The organism is Actinopolyspora lacussalsi subsp. righensis (assembly GCF_900116555.1).
In the GTDB taxonomy this organism is placed as follows: Bacteria; Actinomycetota; Actinomycetes; order Mycobacteriales; family Pseudonocardiaceae; genus Actinopolyspora; species Actinopolyspora lacussalsi.
In genome coordinates this window covers 195,067-212,923 of record NZ_FPAT01000005.1, presented here as the reverse complement: position 1 = coordinate 212,923, position 17,857 = coordinate 195,067, and the positions used below count along the sequence as shown (strand labels likewise).

General features: G+C 67.3%; 14 protein-coding genes and 2 riboswitches. Of the genes, 6 read left to right on the top strand and 8 right to left on the bottom strand.

The features are described from left to right. Window positions 1-65 precede the first annotated feature (65 nt). On the bottom strand, window positions 66-2,360 hold the full coding sequence (locus tag BM394_RS11320) for a HelD family protein (RefSeq protein WP_092977826.1): 2,295 nt from the start codon (window positions 2,358-2,360) through the stop codon (window positions 66-68). A gap of 338 nt (window positions 2,361-2,698) precedes the next feature. Between BM394_RS11320 and BM394_RS11315 the strand changes: the two genes are divergently transcribed. Then, window positions 2,699-3,403 carry a FadR/GntR family transcriptional regulator gene (locus tag BM394_RS11315; RefSeq protein ID WP_092977824.1) on the top strand — a complete coding sequence of 235 codons (705 nt, stop codon included), beginning with the start codon at window positions 2,699-2,701 and terminating at the stop codon, window positions 3,401-3,403. A 47-nt stretch (window positions 3,404-3,450) separates the two neighbouring features. On the opposite strand, the gene BM394_RS11310 is transcribed toward BM394_RS11315, so the two are convergent. Next, entirely contained in the window at window positions 3,451-5,844 is a 2,394-nt protein-coding gene (locus BM394_RS11310) for an ATP-binding protein (RefSeq protein WP_092977822.1), read from the bottom strand. A gap of 20 nt (window positions 5,845-5,864) precedes the next feature. Then, window positions 5,865-6,254, bottom strand: a complete 390-nt coding sequence (locus BM394_RS11305) for a VanZ family protein (protein WP_139235202.1) — start codon at window positions 6,252-6,254, stop codon at window positions 5,865-5,867. A gap of 129 nt (window positions 6,255-6,383) precedes the next feature. On the opposite strand from BM394_RS11305, the gene pyk reads away from it, so the two are divergent. Together pyk and tesB are read left to right on the top strand one after the other, a co-directional pair. Next, a complete protein-coding gene (pyk, locus tag BM394_RS11300) occupies window positions 6,384-7,805 on the top strand; it encodes a pyruvate kinase (protein ID WP_092924696.1) in 1,422 nt (473 codons plus the stop codon). A gap of 111 nt (window positions 7,806-7,916) precedes the next feature. Beyond that, entirely contained in the window at window positions 7,917-8,861 is a 945-nt protein-coding gene (gene tesB, locus BM394_RS11295) for an acyl-CoA thioesterase II (protein ID WP_175496701.1), read from the top strand. Between the two features lie 144 nt (window positions 8,862-9,005). Here the strand turns inward: tesB and BM394_RS11290 are convergent, their stop codons facing one another. Beyond that, window positions 9,006-9,506: an Lrp/AsnC family transcriptional regulator gene (locus BM394_RS11290; RefSeq protein ID WP_092977519.1), complete on the bottom strand. Its 501-nt coding sequence runs from the start codon at window positions 9,504-9,506 to the stop codon at window positions 9,006-9,008. Window positions 9,507-9,606: 100 nt separating this feature from the next. Between BM394_RS11290 and BM394_RS11285 the strand changes: the two genes are divergently transcribed. The 3 genes from BM394_RS11285 to BM394_RS11275 all read left to right on the top strand — a co-directional run bounded on the left by BM394_RS11285 (window position 9,607) and on the right by BM394_RS11275 (window position 12,789). After that, entirely contained in the window at window positions 9,607-10,215 is a 609-nt protein-coding gene (locus BM394_RS11285; protein ID WP_092977517.1) for a LysE family translocator, read from the top strand. Window positions 10,216-10,324: 109 nt separating this feature from the next. Continuing rightward, window positions 10,325-11,917 carry a D-alanyl-D-alanine carboxypeptidase/D-alanyl-D-alanine endopeptidase gene (gene dacB / locus BM394_RS11280; protein WP_245780113.1) on the top strand — a complete coding sequence of 531 codons (1,593 nt, stop codon included), beginning with the start codon at window positions 10,325-10,327 and terminating at the stop codon, window positions 11,915-11,917. Between the two features lie 194 nt (window positions 11,918-12,111). Continuing rightward, window positions 12,112-12,789 (top strand): DedA family protein, encoded by a 678-nt coding sequence (locus BM394_RS11275; RefSeq protein ID WP_092977515.1) that lies wholly within the window; start codon window positions 12,112-12,114, stop codon window positions 12,787-12,789. Between the two features lie 132 nt (window positions 12,790-12,921). On the opposite strand, the gene bioB is transcribed toward BM394_RS11275, so the two are convergent. From bioB to BM394_RS11255, 4 genes are all read right to left on the bottom strand, one after another. Beyond that, window positions 12,922-13,983, bottom strand: a complete 1,062-nt coding sequence (gene bioB, locus BM394_RS11270; RefSeq protein ID WP_092977513.1) for a biotin synthase BioB — start codon at window positions 13,981-13,983, stop codon at window positions 12,922-12,924. A gap of 208 nt (window positions 13,984-14,191) precedes the next feature. Beyond that, window positions 14,192-15,472, bottom strand: coding sequence for a serine hydroxymethyltransferase (glyA, locus tag BM394_RS11265; RefSeq protein WP_092977818.1), 1,281 nt, complete (start codon window positions 15,470-15,472; stop codon window positions 14,192-14,194). Between the two features lie 50 nt (window positions 15,473-15,522). Then, window positions 15,523-16,626, bottom strand: a complete 1,104-nt coding sequence (gcvT, locus tag BM394_RS11260; RefSeq protein ID WP_092977511.1) for a glycine cleavage system aminomethyltransferase GcvT — start codon at window positions 16,624-16,626, stop codon at window positions 15,523-15,525. A 34-nt stretch (window positions 16,627-16,660) separates the two neighbouring features. After that, window positions 16,661-16,757: riboswitch (glycine riboswitch) on the bottom strand. Continuing rightward, a riboswitch (glycine riboswitch) is annotated at window positions 16,758-16,896 on the bottom strand. Window positions 16,897-17,053: 157 nt separating this feature from the next. Beyond that, a complete protein-coding gene (locus BM394_RS11255; RefSeq protein WP_092977509.1) occupies window positions 17,054-17,686 on the bottom strand; it encodes a TetR/AcrR family transcriptional regulator in 633 nt (210 codons plus the stop codon). Between the last annotated feature and the right edge of the window lie 171 nt (window positions 17,687-17,857).

The window sequence follows — 17,857 nt, the reverse complement described above, 5'->3', positions numbered from 1 at the left end:
CGGTGGAGGGCGGTCCGGTCCCGCCGACTGTCCGAACCCGGAAACCGGGGCCGCCGAACGGCGGTTCAGCTCTCCGGGGGCCCCAACGGGGCGGGTAGGTCGCCGTGATGCACGACACTGAGCCTGGTCGTGGTTCGGGTGAGCGCCACGTAGATGTCGTTGATTCCCCGGGGAGACTGTTCGAGGATGCCCGCGGGGTCCGCCACGATCACGCTGTCGAACTCCAGTCCCTTGGCCTGATCGACGCTGAGGACCATCACCGGAGCTTCCAGACCTTCCGGACGCGGCCCCACGGCGGCCCGCGGTATCAGCTCGGAGACCTCGCCTCCGAACTCCTCGCGGCGGTCGGGTGGGCAGAGTACCGCCACGTGGCCGCCGTCGACGGCTTCGAGTTCCTCGGCGGCCAGTCGCGCGGTTCGGGCGGTGTCCTCTTCCTCCGAAGTCCGAACCAGGGACGGTTCGATGCCCGTGCTGCGCACCGAGGTCGGCACGGACAGGTCCACGTCCATCTCGGCGAGCAACGGGGTCGCCATCGACATGATCTCACTCGGCGTCCGGTAGTTGACGGTGAGCTCCTCCAGGCGCCACCGGCGCGCCACGTACGGCCCGAGCACGTCGTGCCAGGACGAGGCGCCCGCGGCCGAACCGGTCTGGGCGATGTCACCCACCACGGTCATCGAGCGGCTCGGGCAACGACGCATGATCACTCGCCACGCCATCGCCGACAGCTCCTGCGCCTCGTCGACGATCACGTGCCCGAAGGTCCAGGTGCGGTCCCCCGCCGCTCGTTCGGCCGCTGTGAGCTCACTGTTGGTGCGATTGCGCTCCGCGAGCAGGTCGGCGTCGAGTACATCGGAGACCCGAAGTCGTTCGGGATCCATGATCTCCTCGTCCTGCTCCATGATGTGCAGCACTCCCTCGGCGTAGGCGAGCTCCTCCCGCTCCTGCCGCAGCTGTGCCTGCTGCTGCTCCGAGTCGTCCTCCCCCAGCAGCTCTGCCAGCTCGTCGAGCAGCGGAGCGTCGGCGGGTGTCCACTCCGAGCCCGGTTCCCGCAGCATCGCCCGGCGTTGTGACTCGTCGAAGTACCTGCGCGCGGCTTTCTTCATGCGTTCCGGCGAGCTCAACAGCTCGTCCAGCAGCGTGGTGGGTTCGATCTCCGGCCACAGCTGTTCGAGTACCTCGCACACCTGACTGTCCGCCCGCAGCTCCGCCGCGATGTCGTCGATGTCGCGCTGGTCGAGCAGATCCCGCCCCAACCGGTCGGCCACCTGCAGCGCCAGTGCCGAGAACATCTCGCGCCGGAAGATCTTCCTGGCCTCGTTGTGCGGTTTGCGTGCTCGCCGGGCCTTGGTGCGTGCCTGGCTGCAGGTGCTCTTGTCGATGTGGAGTGGCTCGCGGTCGAAAGTCACCTCGATGTACTTGCGCGGTACCTGCTGGCGGTCCCGCACGGCGTTGTTGAGCACCGAGACCATCTCGGTACGCCCCTTGAGCTCGGCGGCGGTGGCCGTTTCCGTCGCAGTGGCGGCCACGCCCGGGTACAGCTCTCCGACGGTGGATAGCAGCACACCGGTCTCGCCGAGGGAGGGCAGCACCTGGCCGATGTAGCGCAGGAAGGTCTTGTTGGGTCCCACCACCAGCACACCGCGCTTGGTCAGTTGCTGCCGGTAGGTGTAGAGCAGGTACGCGGCTCGGTGCAGTGCCACCGCGGTCTTGCCGGTACCCGGACCGCCCTGCACCACCAGAACACCGTTCATGCCGCTGCGGATGATGTTGTCCTGCTCGGCCTGAATGGTCGCGACGATGTCGCCCATCTGGCCGGTACGGCGTTCGTCCAGCGCCGCCAGCAGCGTCGCCTCACCCGCGAGTCCAAGGTGGCTTCCCTGCTCGGCGGAGTCCAGGTCCAGGACCTCGTCCTCCAGGTCCGTGACCGTGCGCCTGGTGGTGCGGATGTGCCTACGCCTTATCACCCCGTCGCGGGAGGCCGCCGTGGCCAGGTAGAACGGTCGCGCTGCGGGAGCGCGCCAGTCGATCAGCAACGGCGCGTACTCGTTCTCCTCGTCGAACAGGCCGAGCCTGCCGATGTGAAACCGCTCCTCGCTGTCCAGGTCGAGCCTGCCGAAGCACAGCCCGTTCTCCACCGCGCTGAGCTGCGAGAGCTTGTCGATGTGCATCTTGGTGGAAATGTCACGCTCGGTACGTGCCTGGGGAGTTCCACCGGTCTCCCGCAGCGTCTCGGCCAGGCGTTTGCTGTTGTACCGCCGCAGTTCGTCGAGCTTGTCGTAGAGCATCGAGACGTACCGCTGTTCGGCGGCGACGCTGTCGGCGTGGTCAAGTTCCCGATCGGCTCGGGTTTCGGACACGACTCCACCTCGTGCGGTCATGCGCGTTGGAACAGGACGGGCGTGGGGTTCCGGGCGCTGCGGTGTGCTTCGCGACACCGCGGCCCGCCAACAGGCCCGACGAACGAGTGTACCCCGGAAACGACGCGACCATCGGGCGCAGTTGATCGTGGAGCGTGCCCACCGTCGCGCCGCCGTCGCCACCTCCGCTCCCGTGCCGGGTGGGGCGGGCGGATATTCTCGGCGCCTGGAATGTGGACGTGCCACATTCGTGCCCGGCACTGTCGTTTTCCGACGAACTCCGGACGGAGCCGCCGAAAGTGGTGGTCGGGGCACGTGTGGCTGTGAACGGAGCCGACATGAGCGGAGGACTGCACGGGGAGATCGTCGAGATACTGGGGCGGGAGATCAGTGCGGGCGTTCATCCTCCGGGCAGCGTGCTACGTGGTGAGGATCTCGAACAGCGTTTCGGAATCTCGCGCACCGTGGTGCGCGAAGTGGTGCGTACGTTGGCTTCGATCCGTCTCGTGGTGGGGCGGCAGCGTGTGGGCATCGTGGTTCGACCCCGCGAGGAGTGGAACACCTTCGACCCGGCGCTGATTCGCTGGTCGTTGGAAACCGACCGTGCCAACCAGGTCAAGACGCTCGTCGAACTGCGTACGGCCGTGGAGCCGGTGGCTGCCGGTGCGGCCGCCCAACGAGCCCGCGCCGAGGACGTGACCGAACTGATCCGCATAGGTGAGCGGATGAACGAACTGGCCGAGGCGGGGGACCTGGAAGGTTTCCTGGAGGCCGACGTCGCCTTTCACTCACTGGTGTTGCGGGCTTCAGGCAACGAGATGTTCGCGCAGCTGCACGAGGTTGTGCGGGAAGTGCTGCGGTGGCGTACCGAGCAGGGACTGATGCCCGCGCATCCCGAGCCGCTGGCCGTCGGGCTGCACGGCGAGATCGCACGGTGCATCGAGGAGGGACGGTACGGCAGGGCGGAAACGGCCATGCGTGAGCTGGTCGCCGAGGCGCTGCACGGCACGCTCAGGTTTCTGGAGTCCACCGAGGAGAAGTGAGTGCTCACCGTCCGAGCGAACACGGGCTCGGGGTGACGAGGCGCCGCTTACTCTCCCTGTTCGGAGCGCATTCCGGCGACCCAGCCCGCGATCTGGGCCCGGGACGTGAAATCCAGCTTGGTCAGGATGTGCTGCACGTGCCCTTCCACGGTGCGCAGCGCGATGACCAGTTGTTCGGCGATCTCCTTGTTGGTGCGCCCCTGGGCCACCAGCTGGGCGATCTCGCGTTCCCGGCTGGTCAGCGGCATCGGGTGCACGTTCTCCCGCTGGGTTTCCCTGGAGCGTTGTTTGGTCTCCAGCGCGAAGTCGATCGCCGTGTCGTGCTGCCAGTGGTACCCCCTGTCGAAGGATTCGTTGTAGGTATCCTCGCCCAGCGCCTCCCTGGTGGCGACCAGCTGGGCCCGGTGCTGTTCGGCGAACTCGACGTAGAGGTTCGGAGTGGAGTGCGCGGACTCCCAGGCGCCTCCGGCCGCACCGAACAACCTGGCCGCTCGTTTGTCGTTTCCCCGCAGGTGCGCGGCCCAGGCCAGCGTGTCCAGGGTGAACGCGATAGCGAGCCGGTTGTCCAGCCGTCGCTGCAGGTTCAGTGCTTCTTTCAACGCCGGTTCGGCCCGGTCGGGTTTGTCGGTGATCGTCTTGAGATAGCCGATCGCCCACAGCGTCCAGGAGCGCCAGTACACCTCACCGCGTCCGGTGGTGATCGCCAGCGCGTCGTCGAGCAGTTCCAGCCCGTCCCGCTCGTTGCCGTTGACCGCGCGCGCCACCCCCAACCCGATCAGCGTGAACAGTTCCCCCTCCTTCTCGGCCCCGCGCCGGAAGACTTCCAGCGCGGTTTCGAGCAACCTGATCGCCGAGGCCGCATCGTTGTCGAACAGGGCGGCCATCCCGTAGGTGCGTGTCAGGTGCGCACGCTCCAGTGGAGCGTCGTGTCCCTCGAGCGTGGCGGCCGCGGTGTCCAGTGAACCGCGTGCTCCCGACACGTCGCCGTGCAGCAGGGTGAACCAGGCGCTGGAGGCCAACGCGGCGGCCCGCTCGCGGGGTGCCTGCCGCGTCCCGGTCAGTGCCAGGGTGCGATCCAGCCAGTAGCGGGCCTCGGAGTGCGCCCCCCGCAGTTGCCAGTAGCGTCCCAGCGCGGTGGCCATTCGTAGTGCGACGGCGGGCCCGTGGGGTGCGGAGGTTCGCTCGTCCGCGTGCTGGTCCTCGGAACTCTCCTCGCCGTGCTCGGTCATCGACCGCAGCGCCGCTCGCAGGTTCGCCTGCTCCACGCGCAGCCGTCGTACCCACTCGACCTGCTCGGCCCCCATCCATTCCGCCGCGAAGCGGCGCACCGTACTGACGTACCACTGGCGGTGCCGCGCCTCGGCCTTGGGCAGATCACCGGCTGCCCACAGTTTCTCGAGGCCGTACTCGCGAAGCGTGTGCGGCAGCACGAAGCGGCTGGGCCCGTCGTCCCGCTCGCGCAGCAGGATCGACTTGTCCACCAGAGCGTGCACCAGCGAGGCCGCCCTGGATCGTTCCGCGGTGCCGTCGATCACGTACTCCGCGGCCTCCAGGTCGAAACTGCCCGAGAACACCGACACGTGTGCCCATGCCCTGCGTTCGGACTCGGTGCACAGGTCGTAGCTCCAGTCGATCAGTGCCCGCAGCGTCTGCTGTCGCTGCGGCGCGCCGGTGCGACCTCCGCTGAGCAGTTCGTAGCGTTCGTCGAGTCGCTCCTCCAGCTGTCGCGGAGCCAGTGAGCGCAGTCGTACCACGGCCAGTTCTATCGCCAGCGGATTTCCGTCGAGCCGGTGACACAACCGCATCAGCACCGGGGCGTTGTCCGGGGTGACCTCGAACTCCGGCAGAACGGCACGGGCCCGGTCGAGGAACAGCCGTACCGCCGCGTACTGTTCGTACGCCTCCGCGGCGGGTAGTTGTTCCGGGTCGGGGGTTTGCAACGGCGGTACGATCAGCGTGCTCTCCCCGGCCGCGCCGAGCGACTGCCTGCTGGTGGCCAGTACCCGAAGCCCCGGGCACGAACGGATCAACGTGTCCACCAGTTCGGCGCAGGCCTGTACCAGGTGTTCGCAGTTGTCCAGCACGAGGAGCGCTTCGCGTTCCCTGAAGTGTTCGACCAGGTTGTCGAGTTCGGTACCCGTCGACGTTTCGGCGACGTTGAGCTGTTCGACCACGGCGGTCGCGACCAGGTCCGGGTCGTGCAGCTCACCGAGCTCGACCTGCCAGGTCTTGTCCCGGAACGAACGGCTCATGTTGGCGGCGACCCGAAGCGCCAGCCGGCTCTTGCCGATACCGCCGGGGCCGGTCAGGGTCACCACCCTCGACTCGGCCAGCAGTCGTTTGGTGAGTGTGATCTCGCGACGCCTGCCGACGAAGCTCGTTACTTCTGCCGGGAGATTGCCGCCGGCAGCGCGTGAGCGGGCCCGTGCGGTGGAGTCCACACCGCCGAGAGTACCTCCGTTCACTCCCTCGAACCCGTCTCGCGGTTCGCGAAGTGGGACTGTGACCTGGATCGATGTTTACTCACACGAACGTGTGAGTTTTGGGATCTCGTGCCGCGGGTGATCCGCCGGAGCGGTACGACCAACGCTTGGCCCACGGCGATCCCGCACAGATCCGTGATCGCGTCCATCGCCTCCGCGTCGCGATGCACCGGCAGTAACTGTTGCAACGCCTCGGAGAGCGGTGCGTAGCACACCAGGCACGACAGCAGCAGCCGGTGGTCGATCCGAGCCGCCCGCCCGGTCAGCGTCAGCACCGCGAACAGCACCAGGTGCACCAGCTTGTCGGTGCCGGGTGGGGACTCGGGAACCCCCGCCGGGGGAGTGAAAAGAATCACCAGGCTAGCCACGCAGCTCAGTACGAACGACGCGCGGTGTGCACGGGGACTGAAAGGATCCAGCATGCGGCCTCTCGGATGTTGGTTGACCTCGACGGTGGCATACTGCGCGCGTGAGTCGACGGACTAGGCTGTTGCACCGTGAGTCGACGAGCCAAAATCGTTTGTACTATGGGGCCAGCCACCGCCAGTCCGGAGAAGGTGGCCGAGCTCGTCAGCGCCGGCATGAATGTCGCTCGGCTGAACTTCAGCCACGGTAGCCACGACGACCACCGCCGGGTTTACGACATGGTGCGTGCGGAGACGGCCGAATCCGGACGTGCCGTGGGGATCCTGGGTGACCTGCAGGGGCCGAAGATCCGACTGGGAACCTTCGCCGAGGGCGAGGTCGAGTGGCGCACCGGTGAGGTCGTCCGGATCACCGTGGCCGATGTGGTCGGTAGCCACGACCGGGTCTCCACCACTTACGAGGGGTTGATCGGAGACGCCAAGGTCGGTGACCAGATCCTGGTCGACGACGGGAAGGTCGGGCTGACGGTCACTGCGGTCGAGGAAAGCGACGTGGTCTGCGAGGTCGTCGAGGGCGGCCCCGTTTCCGATCACAAGGGGCTTTCGCTGCCGGGGATGGACGTCTCGGTTCCCGCCATGTCCGACAAGGACGTCGAGGACCTGGAGTTCGCGATGCGGATGGGCGTGGACTTCATCGCGCTGTCGTTCGTGCGTACTCCCGCCGACATCGACATCGTCCATCAGGTCATGGACCGGGTCGGACACCGCGTTCCGGTGATCGCCAAGTTGGAGAAGCCCGAGGCGGTGGACAACCTCGAGGCCATCGTGCTCGCCTTCGACGGCGTCATGGTCGCCAGGGGAGACCTCGGCGTGGAGCTGCCGCTGGAACACGTGCCGCTGGTGCAGAAGCGGGCGATCGGTATCGCCAGGGAGAACGCCAAACCGGTCATCGTCGCGACCCAGATGCTCGACTCCATGATCGGCAATCCCCGCCCGACCAGGGCCGAGACCTCGGACGTCGCCAACGCCGTGCTGGACGGCACCGATGCCGTCATGCTTTCCGGCGAGACCAGCGTCGGGGACTACCCCGTGGAGACGGTCGAGACCATGGCCCGCATCGTGGAGGCGGTGGAAGCCGGTTCCTCGGAGCCGCCGGAGCTGAGCCACGTGCCGCGGACCAAGCGCGGTGTGATCTCCTACGCAGCCAGGGACATCGGCGAACGACTCAGTGCCAAGGCACTGGTCGCCTTCACGCAGTCCGGTGACACCGTCCGTCGGCTGGCACGGCTGCACACCAGGTTGCCGCTGTTCGCGTTCACCCCCGAGGAGTCCGTTCGTAGTCAGCTCGCTCTCACTTGGGGGACGGAGACCTTCCTGGTGCCTAGTGTGGATACCACTGACCAGATGGTGCGCCAGGTGGATCAGGCGATGTTGTCGATCGGACGTTCCGACAGTGGCGACATGGTCGTCATCGTCGCGGGGTCCCCGCCCGGAACCGTCGGTTCGACCAACCTGATCCGGGTGCACCGTCTCGGCGAGGAGGATCACGTCTGACTTCTCCCGGTCGCGGCGGAACCGGAGATCCACGGTGCGAATCGCCGTGCTCCGGCATTCCGCTGCGCGGGAGGGTCGGCGTGTGCCCAACACCGACACGAGGAGCCCGAAGTGACCCGAGCGGCACGCGCCGCTGCCGCCGATCCGGCGGGGACCGGCAGCCAGTCGTCCGTTCCGGTGGATGCCAGTGGCATGCCACACGGACAGCCGGTGCTGGATCGACTGGTGGCATTGCTCGACCTCGAACCGATCGAGGAGAACATCTTTCGTGGCGTCAGCCCGGCGGAGTCCCCGGTCCGCGTGTTCGGGGGCCAGGTGGCGGGGCAGGCACTGGTCGCCGCGGGCAGGACCGTGCCGTCCGAGCGCCGGGTCCACTCGCTGCACGCCTATTTCCTGCGTCCGGGGGATCCGAGTGTCCCGATCGTCTACGAGGTGGATCGCACCCGGGACGGTCGCTCGTTCACCACCCGCCGCGTCATCGCGGTGCAGCACGGCAAGACGATCTTCTCGCTGTCCGCTTCGTTCCAGGTCGAGGAACGAGGGATGGACCACGCCGAACCCATGCCGGAGGTCCCCGCTCCGGAGGAACTGCCCACCTACGGTGAACGTCTCGGTCAGCTGGCCGGTGAAGTGGGCGGCATGGCGAACCTGCCCCGACCCATCGACATGCGGCACGTTACCGAGCCACCGTGGCTGAGCAGGCAGGACGGCCCCAGGGACGCCCGTAGCAGGGTGTGGATGCGGGCCGACGGCAGCCTTCCCGACGACGACCTGCTGCACGTCTGCCTGCTCGCCTACGCCTCCGATCTGACCCTGCTGGACTCGGTGCTGGCCCGGCACGGCGTCTACTGGGGTGTGGACGAGGTCCACGGTGCCAGTCTCGATCACGCGATGTGGTTCCATCGGCGATTCCGCGCCGACGAGTGGTTCCTCTACGACTGCAGCTCTCCCAGCGCCTCGGGGGCACGTGGGCTGGCCACCGGCAACTTCTTCTCGCGGGACGGCTCGCTGCTGGCCACGGTGGTGCAGGAAGGTCTGCTGCGCGTCGGTGAGTGACCGGAGCGGGCACCAACGACGTGCCCGGTTCCGGTACTCACTCCCGCCCGCGCGTCGGGGAACGGCCAGCCGAGGGCACGTCGGGAGCCGTTCCCTTCGTCCGCACCGCGTTCCCGACCACCCGTGCCCTGCTTCACGCGCCGTTCAGCCGCGTCGCCGCGCGGGTCGCGGTGGTCGTGGCGGTGTCAGCGCACGGGTGTGCACCTGTTCCAGCACCACCGAGGTGGTGAAGTGGCGTACCTCGGTACGTGCCGAGAGCTTGTCCACCAGGAAACTCTGCAGATGCGCGCTGTCGGTTACCGCGAGGTGAAGCAGGAAGTCGGCCTGCCCGCTCACGTGCAGTAGTGACCGTGTCTCGGGCTGGGCCATCACGAACTCGCGGAAGGATTCGACCACCGCCCGGGTGTGCGGGCGCACGTTGATCGACACCACCGCTTCCAGCGTGAGTCCGGTGGCCGCCGGATCCACGTCGATGTGCGACCCGGTGATCACGCCCTGTTCCCGGAGTCTGCGTACTCGCTGCAGGCAGCTCGACGCGGCGAGACCGATCCGTTCGGCCAACGTTCGGTTGGCCAGGGTCGCGTCGTTCTGCAACTCCTCCAGGATTCGCCAATCCACCGAATCCAGTTCTGCCGAACTCGTCATAACCGAACTTTCTGTGTCGTAGCTGGATCGAACACGAACGATTAACCCACTATAGCCACAGCTTTCGAAGAATTGTCGGTTCGAGTGCGAGGAGTTCGCAGTGCACATCGCTTGGGGGTCGTTCCTGCTCGCCCTGCTGGTGATCATTCTGGTGCCGGGGCCCGACTTCGTGATGGTGACGCGCAGCGCCGCGAACGGGGCCCGCTGGGGATGGTTGGCCGCGGCGGGAGTGACCTGTGGGTTGCTCGTTCATGCCACCGCGGCCACCGTCGGGCTGTCGGCACTGGTGATCGCGTTCCCCGCGGCGCTGTTCGTGGTCAAGGTGCTCGGTGTCGGGTATCTGGTTCTGATGAGCGTTCAGATCCTGCGGCGGGCCGGTTCCACGGCCGCGGCGCGTAACGAGGCGGCTCCGACGTCGGGACGCGCGGTTTTCCTGCGTGGGTTGTTGGTCGATGTGCTCAACCCGAAGGTGCTGCTCACCTTTCTCACGCTGCTGCCGCAGGCGATGGATCCCGCCGGTGACCCCATGACACAGGCCTTGCTGCTCAGCTCCGCCGCTGTCGCCTCGTTCGCGGCCTGGTGGCTCATCGTAGTTCCCTCGGTGGGCTGGTTGTCGGCCTTTCTGTCCGTTCCCAGGCGCAAGCGTGTCTTCGAGCGGTGCTGCGGGGGCGCGCTGCTGGTGATGGCGAGTTCGATAGCGCTGGCGTGAGCCCGCGACACGCCCGCGTTGACCACGGTGTCGACATGTGCTCGGTTGATCGGGATCATCATCCGTTCCGATCAGTGGTGACGAGCGCGAGCGGCCCGGAGGAGTGACGGTGCGGCGTGTCCTGGCGTTGTTGACCGGTTTCGTGATGATTTTCGCCGTTCCGGGGGCCGCGGATCCCGTGGTGCCGCACGAGAAGCCGCCTCGGGCGGCGGAGGCGCTGCGCGCGGATCTGGACCGGATCCTGTCGGATCCGCGGCTGGCCGGTGCTTCGGTCGGGGTGGTGGTGCGCGATCCGGTGACCGACCGGATCCTCTACCGGCGGTCACCGGACCGACGCCTGATTCCCGCCTCCAACGCCAAGCTGTTCACCTCGGTAGCGGCGTTGGAGGCGCTCGGTCCCGGCTTCCGGTTCGACACCCGTGTGCTGACCTCGGGCAGGCGCCGGGGGAACGTACTGTTCGGCGATCTGTACCTGCGCGGTGGTGGTGATCCGACGATGTCGGCCGCGGACTACCGTGCGCTCGCCGACCGGATCGTCGAATCCGGTGTCCGGGTGGTGCGAGGGGACGTGCTGGCCGACGACTCCTACTTCGACGACCGCGCTCTCGCCAACGGTTGGATGGCCGTCGACGAGCCCTACTACTACGCTGCCCCGATCTCGGCACTGACTGTAGCGCCGAACAGTGATTACGACGCCGGTACCGTGCTGGTCCGGTCGCGGCCGACCCGGCCGGGAGAGCCGGTGCGGGTGAGTACACGACCGGCCACCGAAGCGGTCGAGATAGTCAACCGCGCCCGTACGCTCGCCGCGGACGCCACGGGAGAGCTGTCCGTCCGTCGTGCGCACGGCACCGATCGCGTGATCGTCAGCGGCGGAATACCGGCGGGAGCCGGCGCCGGGCGAGCCCTGAGCACCGTCGCTGATCCCACCGCGTACGCGTTGGACGTCTTCCGACGCGCTCTGACCGAACGCGGTGTCACCTTCGAGGGATCCGGTGAGGGCGAGGCACCGGACCGCGCCCGGGTGATGGCCGAACACCGTTCGATGCCGCTGCGGCAGTTGCTGGTTCCCTTCCTCAAGCTCAGCAACAACGGTCACGCCGAGACACTGGTCAAGACCATGGGCAGGGTCCTGCGGGGGGAGGGGAGCTGGCGGGCCGGCCTCGGGGTGGTCCGGAGCAGGCTGGAGGCGTCGGGAATCGATCCCGCGAAGTATCGGCTGGTGGACGGGTCGGGGCTGTCCACGCTGAACTCGATCTCGCCCGCCCAGCTGGCCGAGTTGCTCGACACCGTCCGCGACCGGCCGTGGTTCGAGGACTGGAAGCGGGCACTGCCACTCGCAGGCGCGACGGACCGGATGACGGGAGGAACCCTCGGCGGTCGGATGCGCGGCACCGCGGCCGAGGGAAACGTCTCGGCAAAGACCGGTTCGATGACCGGGGTCACCGCGCTGTCCGGCTACGTCCGTACCCGCGCCGAGCGCTCGCTGGTGTTCTCCGTGGTGTTCAACGGGCTCCTGTCGGCACCGCCTCGCGACCTGCGGGATGCCGTGGCGGTTCGGCTCGCCCGACACGGCGCGGATCCCCAGGAGTCCGTGCCGAGTCCCGGCGAACGGGATCGCTCCTCGGGTTCGGCTGTCGACATCCCGTCGACGCGCCCCGACGAGTCGGTGTTCGAGTGCTCCTGGAGCAAGAGCTGTTGAAGGTACCGTGCGGGAAAGTCGCGTTTCGGGCCGAACGACTCGTAACAGGAGCCGTCCTGGCCCGGCCGTGGCCGCTACCTCGCTGCCGTCCGACTCCGCCCCAGGAGGTCGGGGGAGACCGGGGGTGCTTCCGGATTCATCTCCTCGGCATCACGCGGTAGCGTGATCGATGTTACCCGGCTCTAGGAGTGTGTGTGTCTGTCGTCAGTGAACTGCTGGCCGCGATCGCCGGGTTACCTCGCCCGCTGCTGGTAGTGGTGGTCGGCGCGCTGGTACTGGGTGAGTGCACACTGGGCATCGGCTTCGTCGTGCCGGGGGAGAGCGGGCTGTTGATCGCCTCGGCCGCCGTGACGGACTTCGGGTTCTTCCTGACCCTGTCGCTGTCCGTGGCGCTGTTCGCCGCCCTGGGCGACAACATCGGTTTCCTGCTCGGGCGTCGCTACGGTTGGCGGCTGCGGGAGAGCGCCGCCGTGCGCAAGCTGGGACAGCGGCACTGGGATCGTGCCGGGACGCTGCTGCGGCGCTACGGTGTGGGCGCTGTGTTCGTGTCGAGGTTCCTGCCCGTGGTGCGTACCCTGACTCCGGCCGCGGCGGGTTCCTCCGGTCTGGGCTACGGCAGGTTCCTGCCCGCTTCGTTGCTGGGTGCCGGAGCGTGGTCCGCCTTGCACGTCGCCATCGGCTGGCTGGCGGGCGCTTCGGCTAAGTACGTCGAACACATCCTCGGCGGGGCCGGTTGGGCGGTGCTGGGAGCGCTGATGCTGTCCGGAGCGGCCACCTGGCTCTGGCGACGACGCAAGGCGCGGCGAACCCGTCCCGTGCCGGGGGTAACCGACCACTTCTCCGGTTCGGACGAGTTCGACCGAGCCGCGTGAGCGGCTCGGCGAGTTCCCCAGGATCGGTGAGCACGAGACCCGGTCAGTCCTCCCGAGTCCGTTCATCCGGATAGGCGATCGGCACGGGGGTCCGCCGAACGGACCCCCGACACCTCGAACCGGAGATCCCGATCAGACGTTGCTCGCGACATCGGTGCCGACACCGCGTCTGCGGATGTTGACCAGGTCCTCGCGCTGTTGCGGGAGGGTTCGTTCCCGGTTCCCCTCGACCACGAATCCCGCGTCGGCGATCAGTTGCCGGTCCTGGTCGCCGGTTCTGCCCTCACTGGTCAGGTAATCACCGAGAAAGATCGAGTTCGCCAGCTGCAGCGCCATGGCCTCCACGTTGCGCAGATGGATCTCCCGCCCTCCGGCGAGCCGAACCTCCACGTCGGGGAAGAAGAACCGGTACAGCGCCAGGATGCGCAGACACCGCTGCGGTGTCAGTCGCCACTCACCCGCCATCGGTGTTCCCTCCATCGGGATCAGGAAGTTGATCGGCACCGAGTCCGGGTCGAGCTCCCGCAGTTCGAAGGCCAGACTCACCACGTCCTCGTCCGACTCCCCCATTCCGAATATCGCCCCGGAACAGGGAGAGAGCCCGGCACCGGTGGCGTTGCGCACCGTTTCGACCCGGTCCTCGAAGGTGTGGGTGGAACAGATCTCGGCGTAGCGCCGTTCGTTGGTGTTGAGGTTGTGGCTGTAGGCGTACGCTCCGGCCTCGCGCAGCTGCTCCGCCTGCCCGTCGCCCAGCAACCCCAGGCAGGCGCATATCTCCACGTCGGGCTGCTTCCGCCGGACCGCCTCGATCGTCTCGGAGACCCGCTCGATGTCACGTTGCCCTGGACCGCGTCCGCTGGCCACCAGGCAGATGCGTTTCGCGCCGGCTTCGGCCGCCTCGTCCGCCGCTGTGGCCGCCTCCTCGGCCTTCACCCACGAGTACTTGAGGATCTCCGAGTCGGATCCCAGGCGCTGCGAGCAGTAGGTGCAGTCCTCCGGGCACAGCCCGCTCTTCATATTGATGATGGTGTTGAGCTTGACCCTGTTGCCGAAGAAGTGCCGACGTACCCGACCCGCGGCCGCGACCACGTCGAGAACGTCGAACTCCTCGGACAGCAGTCGTTCGGCCGCGGCACGACTCGGAGCCTCGCGACGCAGCGCCTTCGTGACCAGCTCGTCCAGTGTGATCGTCATGTCCTCGACACTCGTCGACCGGGCGAGTCGCGACAAGATCGCGAAACCTACAACATCGCTCCCGCCGAGTTGTTCCGAACGTCGTCGCCGGTGCCACGAAAAGTGCCGCACTCCGGAACACTTCCGGAGTGCGGCACGGTCGTGACACGTGGTCCGCTAACGGAGGTCGCCGTCGCGAACGGCTGCCCTCACGGACCAACCCGATACGTCACAGGTTCGGGTACAGCGGGTGCTTGGCCGCCAGCGCCTCCACCCGATTACGCAGCTTCTTGCTCACCGATTCGTCGAAGTCGGAGTGCAGCGCGGTGGCGATGATCTCGGCGATCTCGGTGAAGTCCTCGGCGGCGAAACCGCGAGTGGCGAGTGCCGAGGTGCCGATGCGCAGTCCCGAGGTGACCATCGGGGGCCGAGGGTCGTTGGGCACCGCGTTGCGGTTGACCGTGATACCGATCTCGTGCATCCGGTCCTCGGCCTGCTGCCCGTCCAGCTCGGAGTCACGCAGGTCCACCAGGACCAGGTGCACATCCGTGCCGCCGGAGACGATCTGCACCCCCGCGGCCCTGGCGTCCTCGGCCTGCAGCCGGTCGGCGATGATCCGGGCACCCTCCAGCGTGCGGCGCTGCCGATCGGCGAACTCCTCACCGGCGGCGAGCTTGAACGCGACAGCCTTGCCCGCGATCACGTGTTCCAGCGGACCGCCCTGCTGACCGGGGAACACCGCCGAGTTGAACTTCTTGCCGAGCTCCTCGTCGGAGGACAGGATCACACCGGCACGCGGCCCACCCAACGTCTTGTGGGTGGTGGTGGTCACCACGTGGGCGTGCGGCACCGGGTTGGGGTGCAGCCCGGCCGCGACCAGACCGGCGAAGTGAGCCATGTCCACCATGAGGTAGGCACCGACCTCGTCGGCGATCTCGCGGAACCGCTTGAAGTCCAGCTGCCGCGGGTAGGCGGACCAGCCCGCGATGATCACCTGTGGCTTGTTCTCCCGGGCCAGTCGGGCGACCTCGTCCATGTCGACGAGGTGGTCGTCCTCGCGGACCCGGTACGGCACCACGTTGTAGAGCTTGCCGGAGAAGTTCAGCCGCATTCCGTGGGTCAGGTGACCACCGTTGGCCAGGTCCAGGCCGAGGATCGTGTCACCCGGCTTGAGCAGCGCGAACATCGCCGCCGAATTGGCCTGCGCGCCGGAGTGCGGTTGCACGTTGGCGTAGGAGGCCCCGAACAGCTGCTTGACCCGGTCGATGGCGAGTCGCTCGACGACGTCGACGTGCTCGCAGCCGCCGTAATAACGTTTGCCCGGGTAGCCCTCGGCGTACTTGTTGGTCAGTACCGACCCCTGAGCCTCCAACACCGACTGGGGTGCGAAGTTCTCCGAGGCGATCATCTCCAGCGTGTTCTGCTGCCGGTGCAGTTCCGCGTCGACCGCGTTGGCCACCTCGGGGTCGACCGATGCGAGCCTCTCGTTGAACAGATCGCCTGACGGCATGATCACTTACCTCCGTGTTCCTGATTCTCGGTGGAGCGGGTCGGGCGCGTTCAGCGGTTCCGGCTGTAGAAGGGCGGGTCCACGACCTCCACAGCGACTGCCTTGCCGCGAATGTCCACTTGTAACTCGGTTCCCGTCTTCGCGCAGGCGTGGTCCACATAGGCCATCGCGATCGGGTAACCCAGCGTGGGCGACGGCGCACCGCTGGTCACGACGCCGACATCGGCGCCGTCACCGTCCAGTACCCGGTAACCGTGGCGTGGGGCGCGGCGGCCCGTTCCGCGCAGCCCCACCAGTGTGCGCTCCGCGGTCCGCTCCGCCGCGTCGGCGAGGGCGGCGCGTCCCACGAAATCTCCCGACTTGTCCAGTCGGACCACCCGACCCAGATTGGCGTCGAACGGGGTCACTTCGGTGGAGAGCTCGTGACCGTGCAACGGCATACCGGCCTCCAACCGTAGTGTGTCCCGGCATGCCAAGCCGGCGGGCTGTATCCCGTGCGGGGCGCCCGCCTCGCTGAGCGCCTGCCAAACCGTAGCCGCGTCCTCGACGGATGTGAACAGCTCGAAACCGTCTTCGCCGGTATAGCCGGTGCGGGCGAGTAGAACATCACAATTGGCTACCCTGCCGGGGTATCCCGCGAAGTACTTGACCGTTGTCAGGTCGATCTCGGTCAACGGTGCCAGGATGTCCTTGGCCACCGGGCCCTGAATCGCGATCAGCGCGTACTCGTCGGACAGGTCGGTGTACTCGGTGTCGAAACCGCGTACCCGCTCGGCCAGCTCGGTCGAGACCACGGCGGCGTTCGCGGCATTGGCGACTACGAGGAATTCCCGTTCCCCGGTGCGGTAGACGATCAGGTCGTCCAGTACCCCGCCCGCTTCGTCGCAGATCATCGTGTAACGCGCACGCCCGACGGTGATCGCCGAGGCGTTGGCCACCAGCGCGTAGTCAAGTGCCTCGGCGGCCTGGGTGCCGCTGATGCGAAGCTCGCCCATGTGCGTGAGATCGAACAGGCCCGCCGTGCCGCGTACCGCGTTGTGCTCGTTGATGTCACCGGAGTAGCGCAGCGGCATTTCCCAGCCCGCGAACTCGGTGAAGGTGGCCCCGAGTCGCTGATGGATCTCGTGCAGTGGTGTCTTGCGGGACGGTGACATGGTGGAAACTCCTGATAGGTCGGCGCCTGGTCGGCGTCTCCCCGGAGTCATTGGCCTGAGAGTTTCACCGCGCTGTGCGGCTTGCACCGTGGGCGAGGGGCACGTGACCCCTGCTTTCCTCCTGAATCGCCTGGTGCCATGCGGTGATCGGGCCTGAGAGTTTGTCGGGGAGTGTTGCTCCTTCGGCGCTCCGCGCGCACGTTGGGGCCATTGCCGTGGCCGGGCAGCGATGCCGCGAGCCGAGTGCGGAGTCTCTCCCGCATGACGTCATGGGCGCATTCTTCGATTGTAGCGTGAACGCTACGTAGCCCCGGCTATCGAGTCAACAGCAGCGCAGCTGACCGCGGCCGGATTTCCCCCGCGCGCGTGGCGCGCGGCCGCCGAGCGGTGTTCCCGTTTTGGTGAACTCGACGGTCGGGTACCGCGATCAGTGGGGCTCGTCGAGTTCCGCGTAACGTCTGCGCAGTCCTTCCGTGAAGGCGTGCAGTGCCAGCTCGAAACTGGCGTTGTCGATCTCCGTCGCGTGACTGCGCAGCAGATGCGCCCTGCCGAGGTTGGGGAACCTCTCGTCGTAGATCTCGGCGTCGTCGATGAATCCGCCCGCGAACGATCCCATCGCGCTGCCCACCACGAGGTACTTCACGGATGCCCCGATCATGGTCGCGTAGCGCTGCGGCCAACCGGCCTCGACCAACCCGCCGTGCACCGCGTCGGCGCGGCGCAGTGCCGCTTCCCTGCGAGCCGGGCCGGAGGCTATGAACGGCACCAGGTTGGGGTGTTCCACCAGCGCCCGGCGATAGGAGCGGGCCCAGACGGTCACGCCCGTGACCCAGTCCGTCTCGAACCCGGAGACGTCGACCCGGGCCATCGTCGAGTTGGCGAGATCGTGCAGCAGCTCGTCCTTGTTGGGGACGTAGTTGTACAGCGAAGCCGCCCGCACTCCCAGTCGTTCCGCCAGGCGGCGCATCGAAAGTGCCTCCAGCCCGGCGGTGTCGATGATCTCGAGTGCGGAATCCCGGATGCGCTCCATCGACAGCAGGGGCGTGCTCGGTCTGGGCAAGAAGTGGCCTCCGGGAACTGTTCGGGGACGAGTCCGGTTCGTTGCTCTCGAGTCTTGTCAAACGTTGTCGTCGACTTTAGGGTCTCACAAAACTAACGTCGTTAGTTAAGCTGTCGGCCGCAGTGCTGCGTGCCGCACGCGGTAGCGGCTCCTGGCGTACTGAGGAGGTCG

What these genes read in the sequence shown, in the direction of transcription:
- bioB (WP_092977513.1), bottom strand. Translation starts at nt 13,983, where the DNA reads ATGACGATCACACTGGACGAGCTGGTCACGAAGGCGCTGCGTCGCGAG.
- glyA (WP_092977818.1), bottom strand. Translation starts at nt 15,472, where the DNA reads ATGCCGTCAGGCGATCTGTTCAACGAGAGGCTCGCATCGGTCGACCCC.
- gcvT (WP_092977511.1), bottom strand. Translation starts at nt 16,626, where the DNA reads ATGTCACCGTCCCGCAAGACACCACTGCACGAGATCCATCAGCGACTC.
- BM394_RS11315 (WP_092977824.1), top strand. Translation starts at nt 2,699, where the DNA reads ATGAGCGGAGGACTGCACGGGGAGATCGTCGAGATACTGGGGCGGGAG.
- BM394_RS11290 (WP_092977519.1), bottom strand. Translation starts at nt 9,506, where the DNA reads ATGACGAGTTCGGCAGAACTGGATTCGGTGGATTGGCGAATCCTGGAG.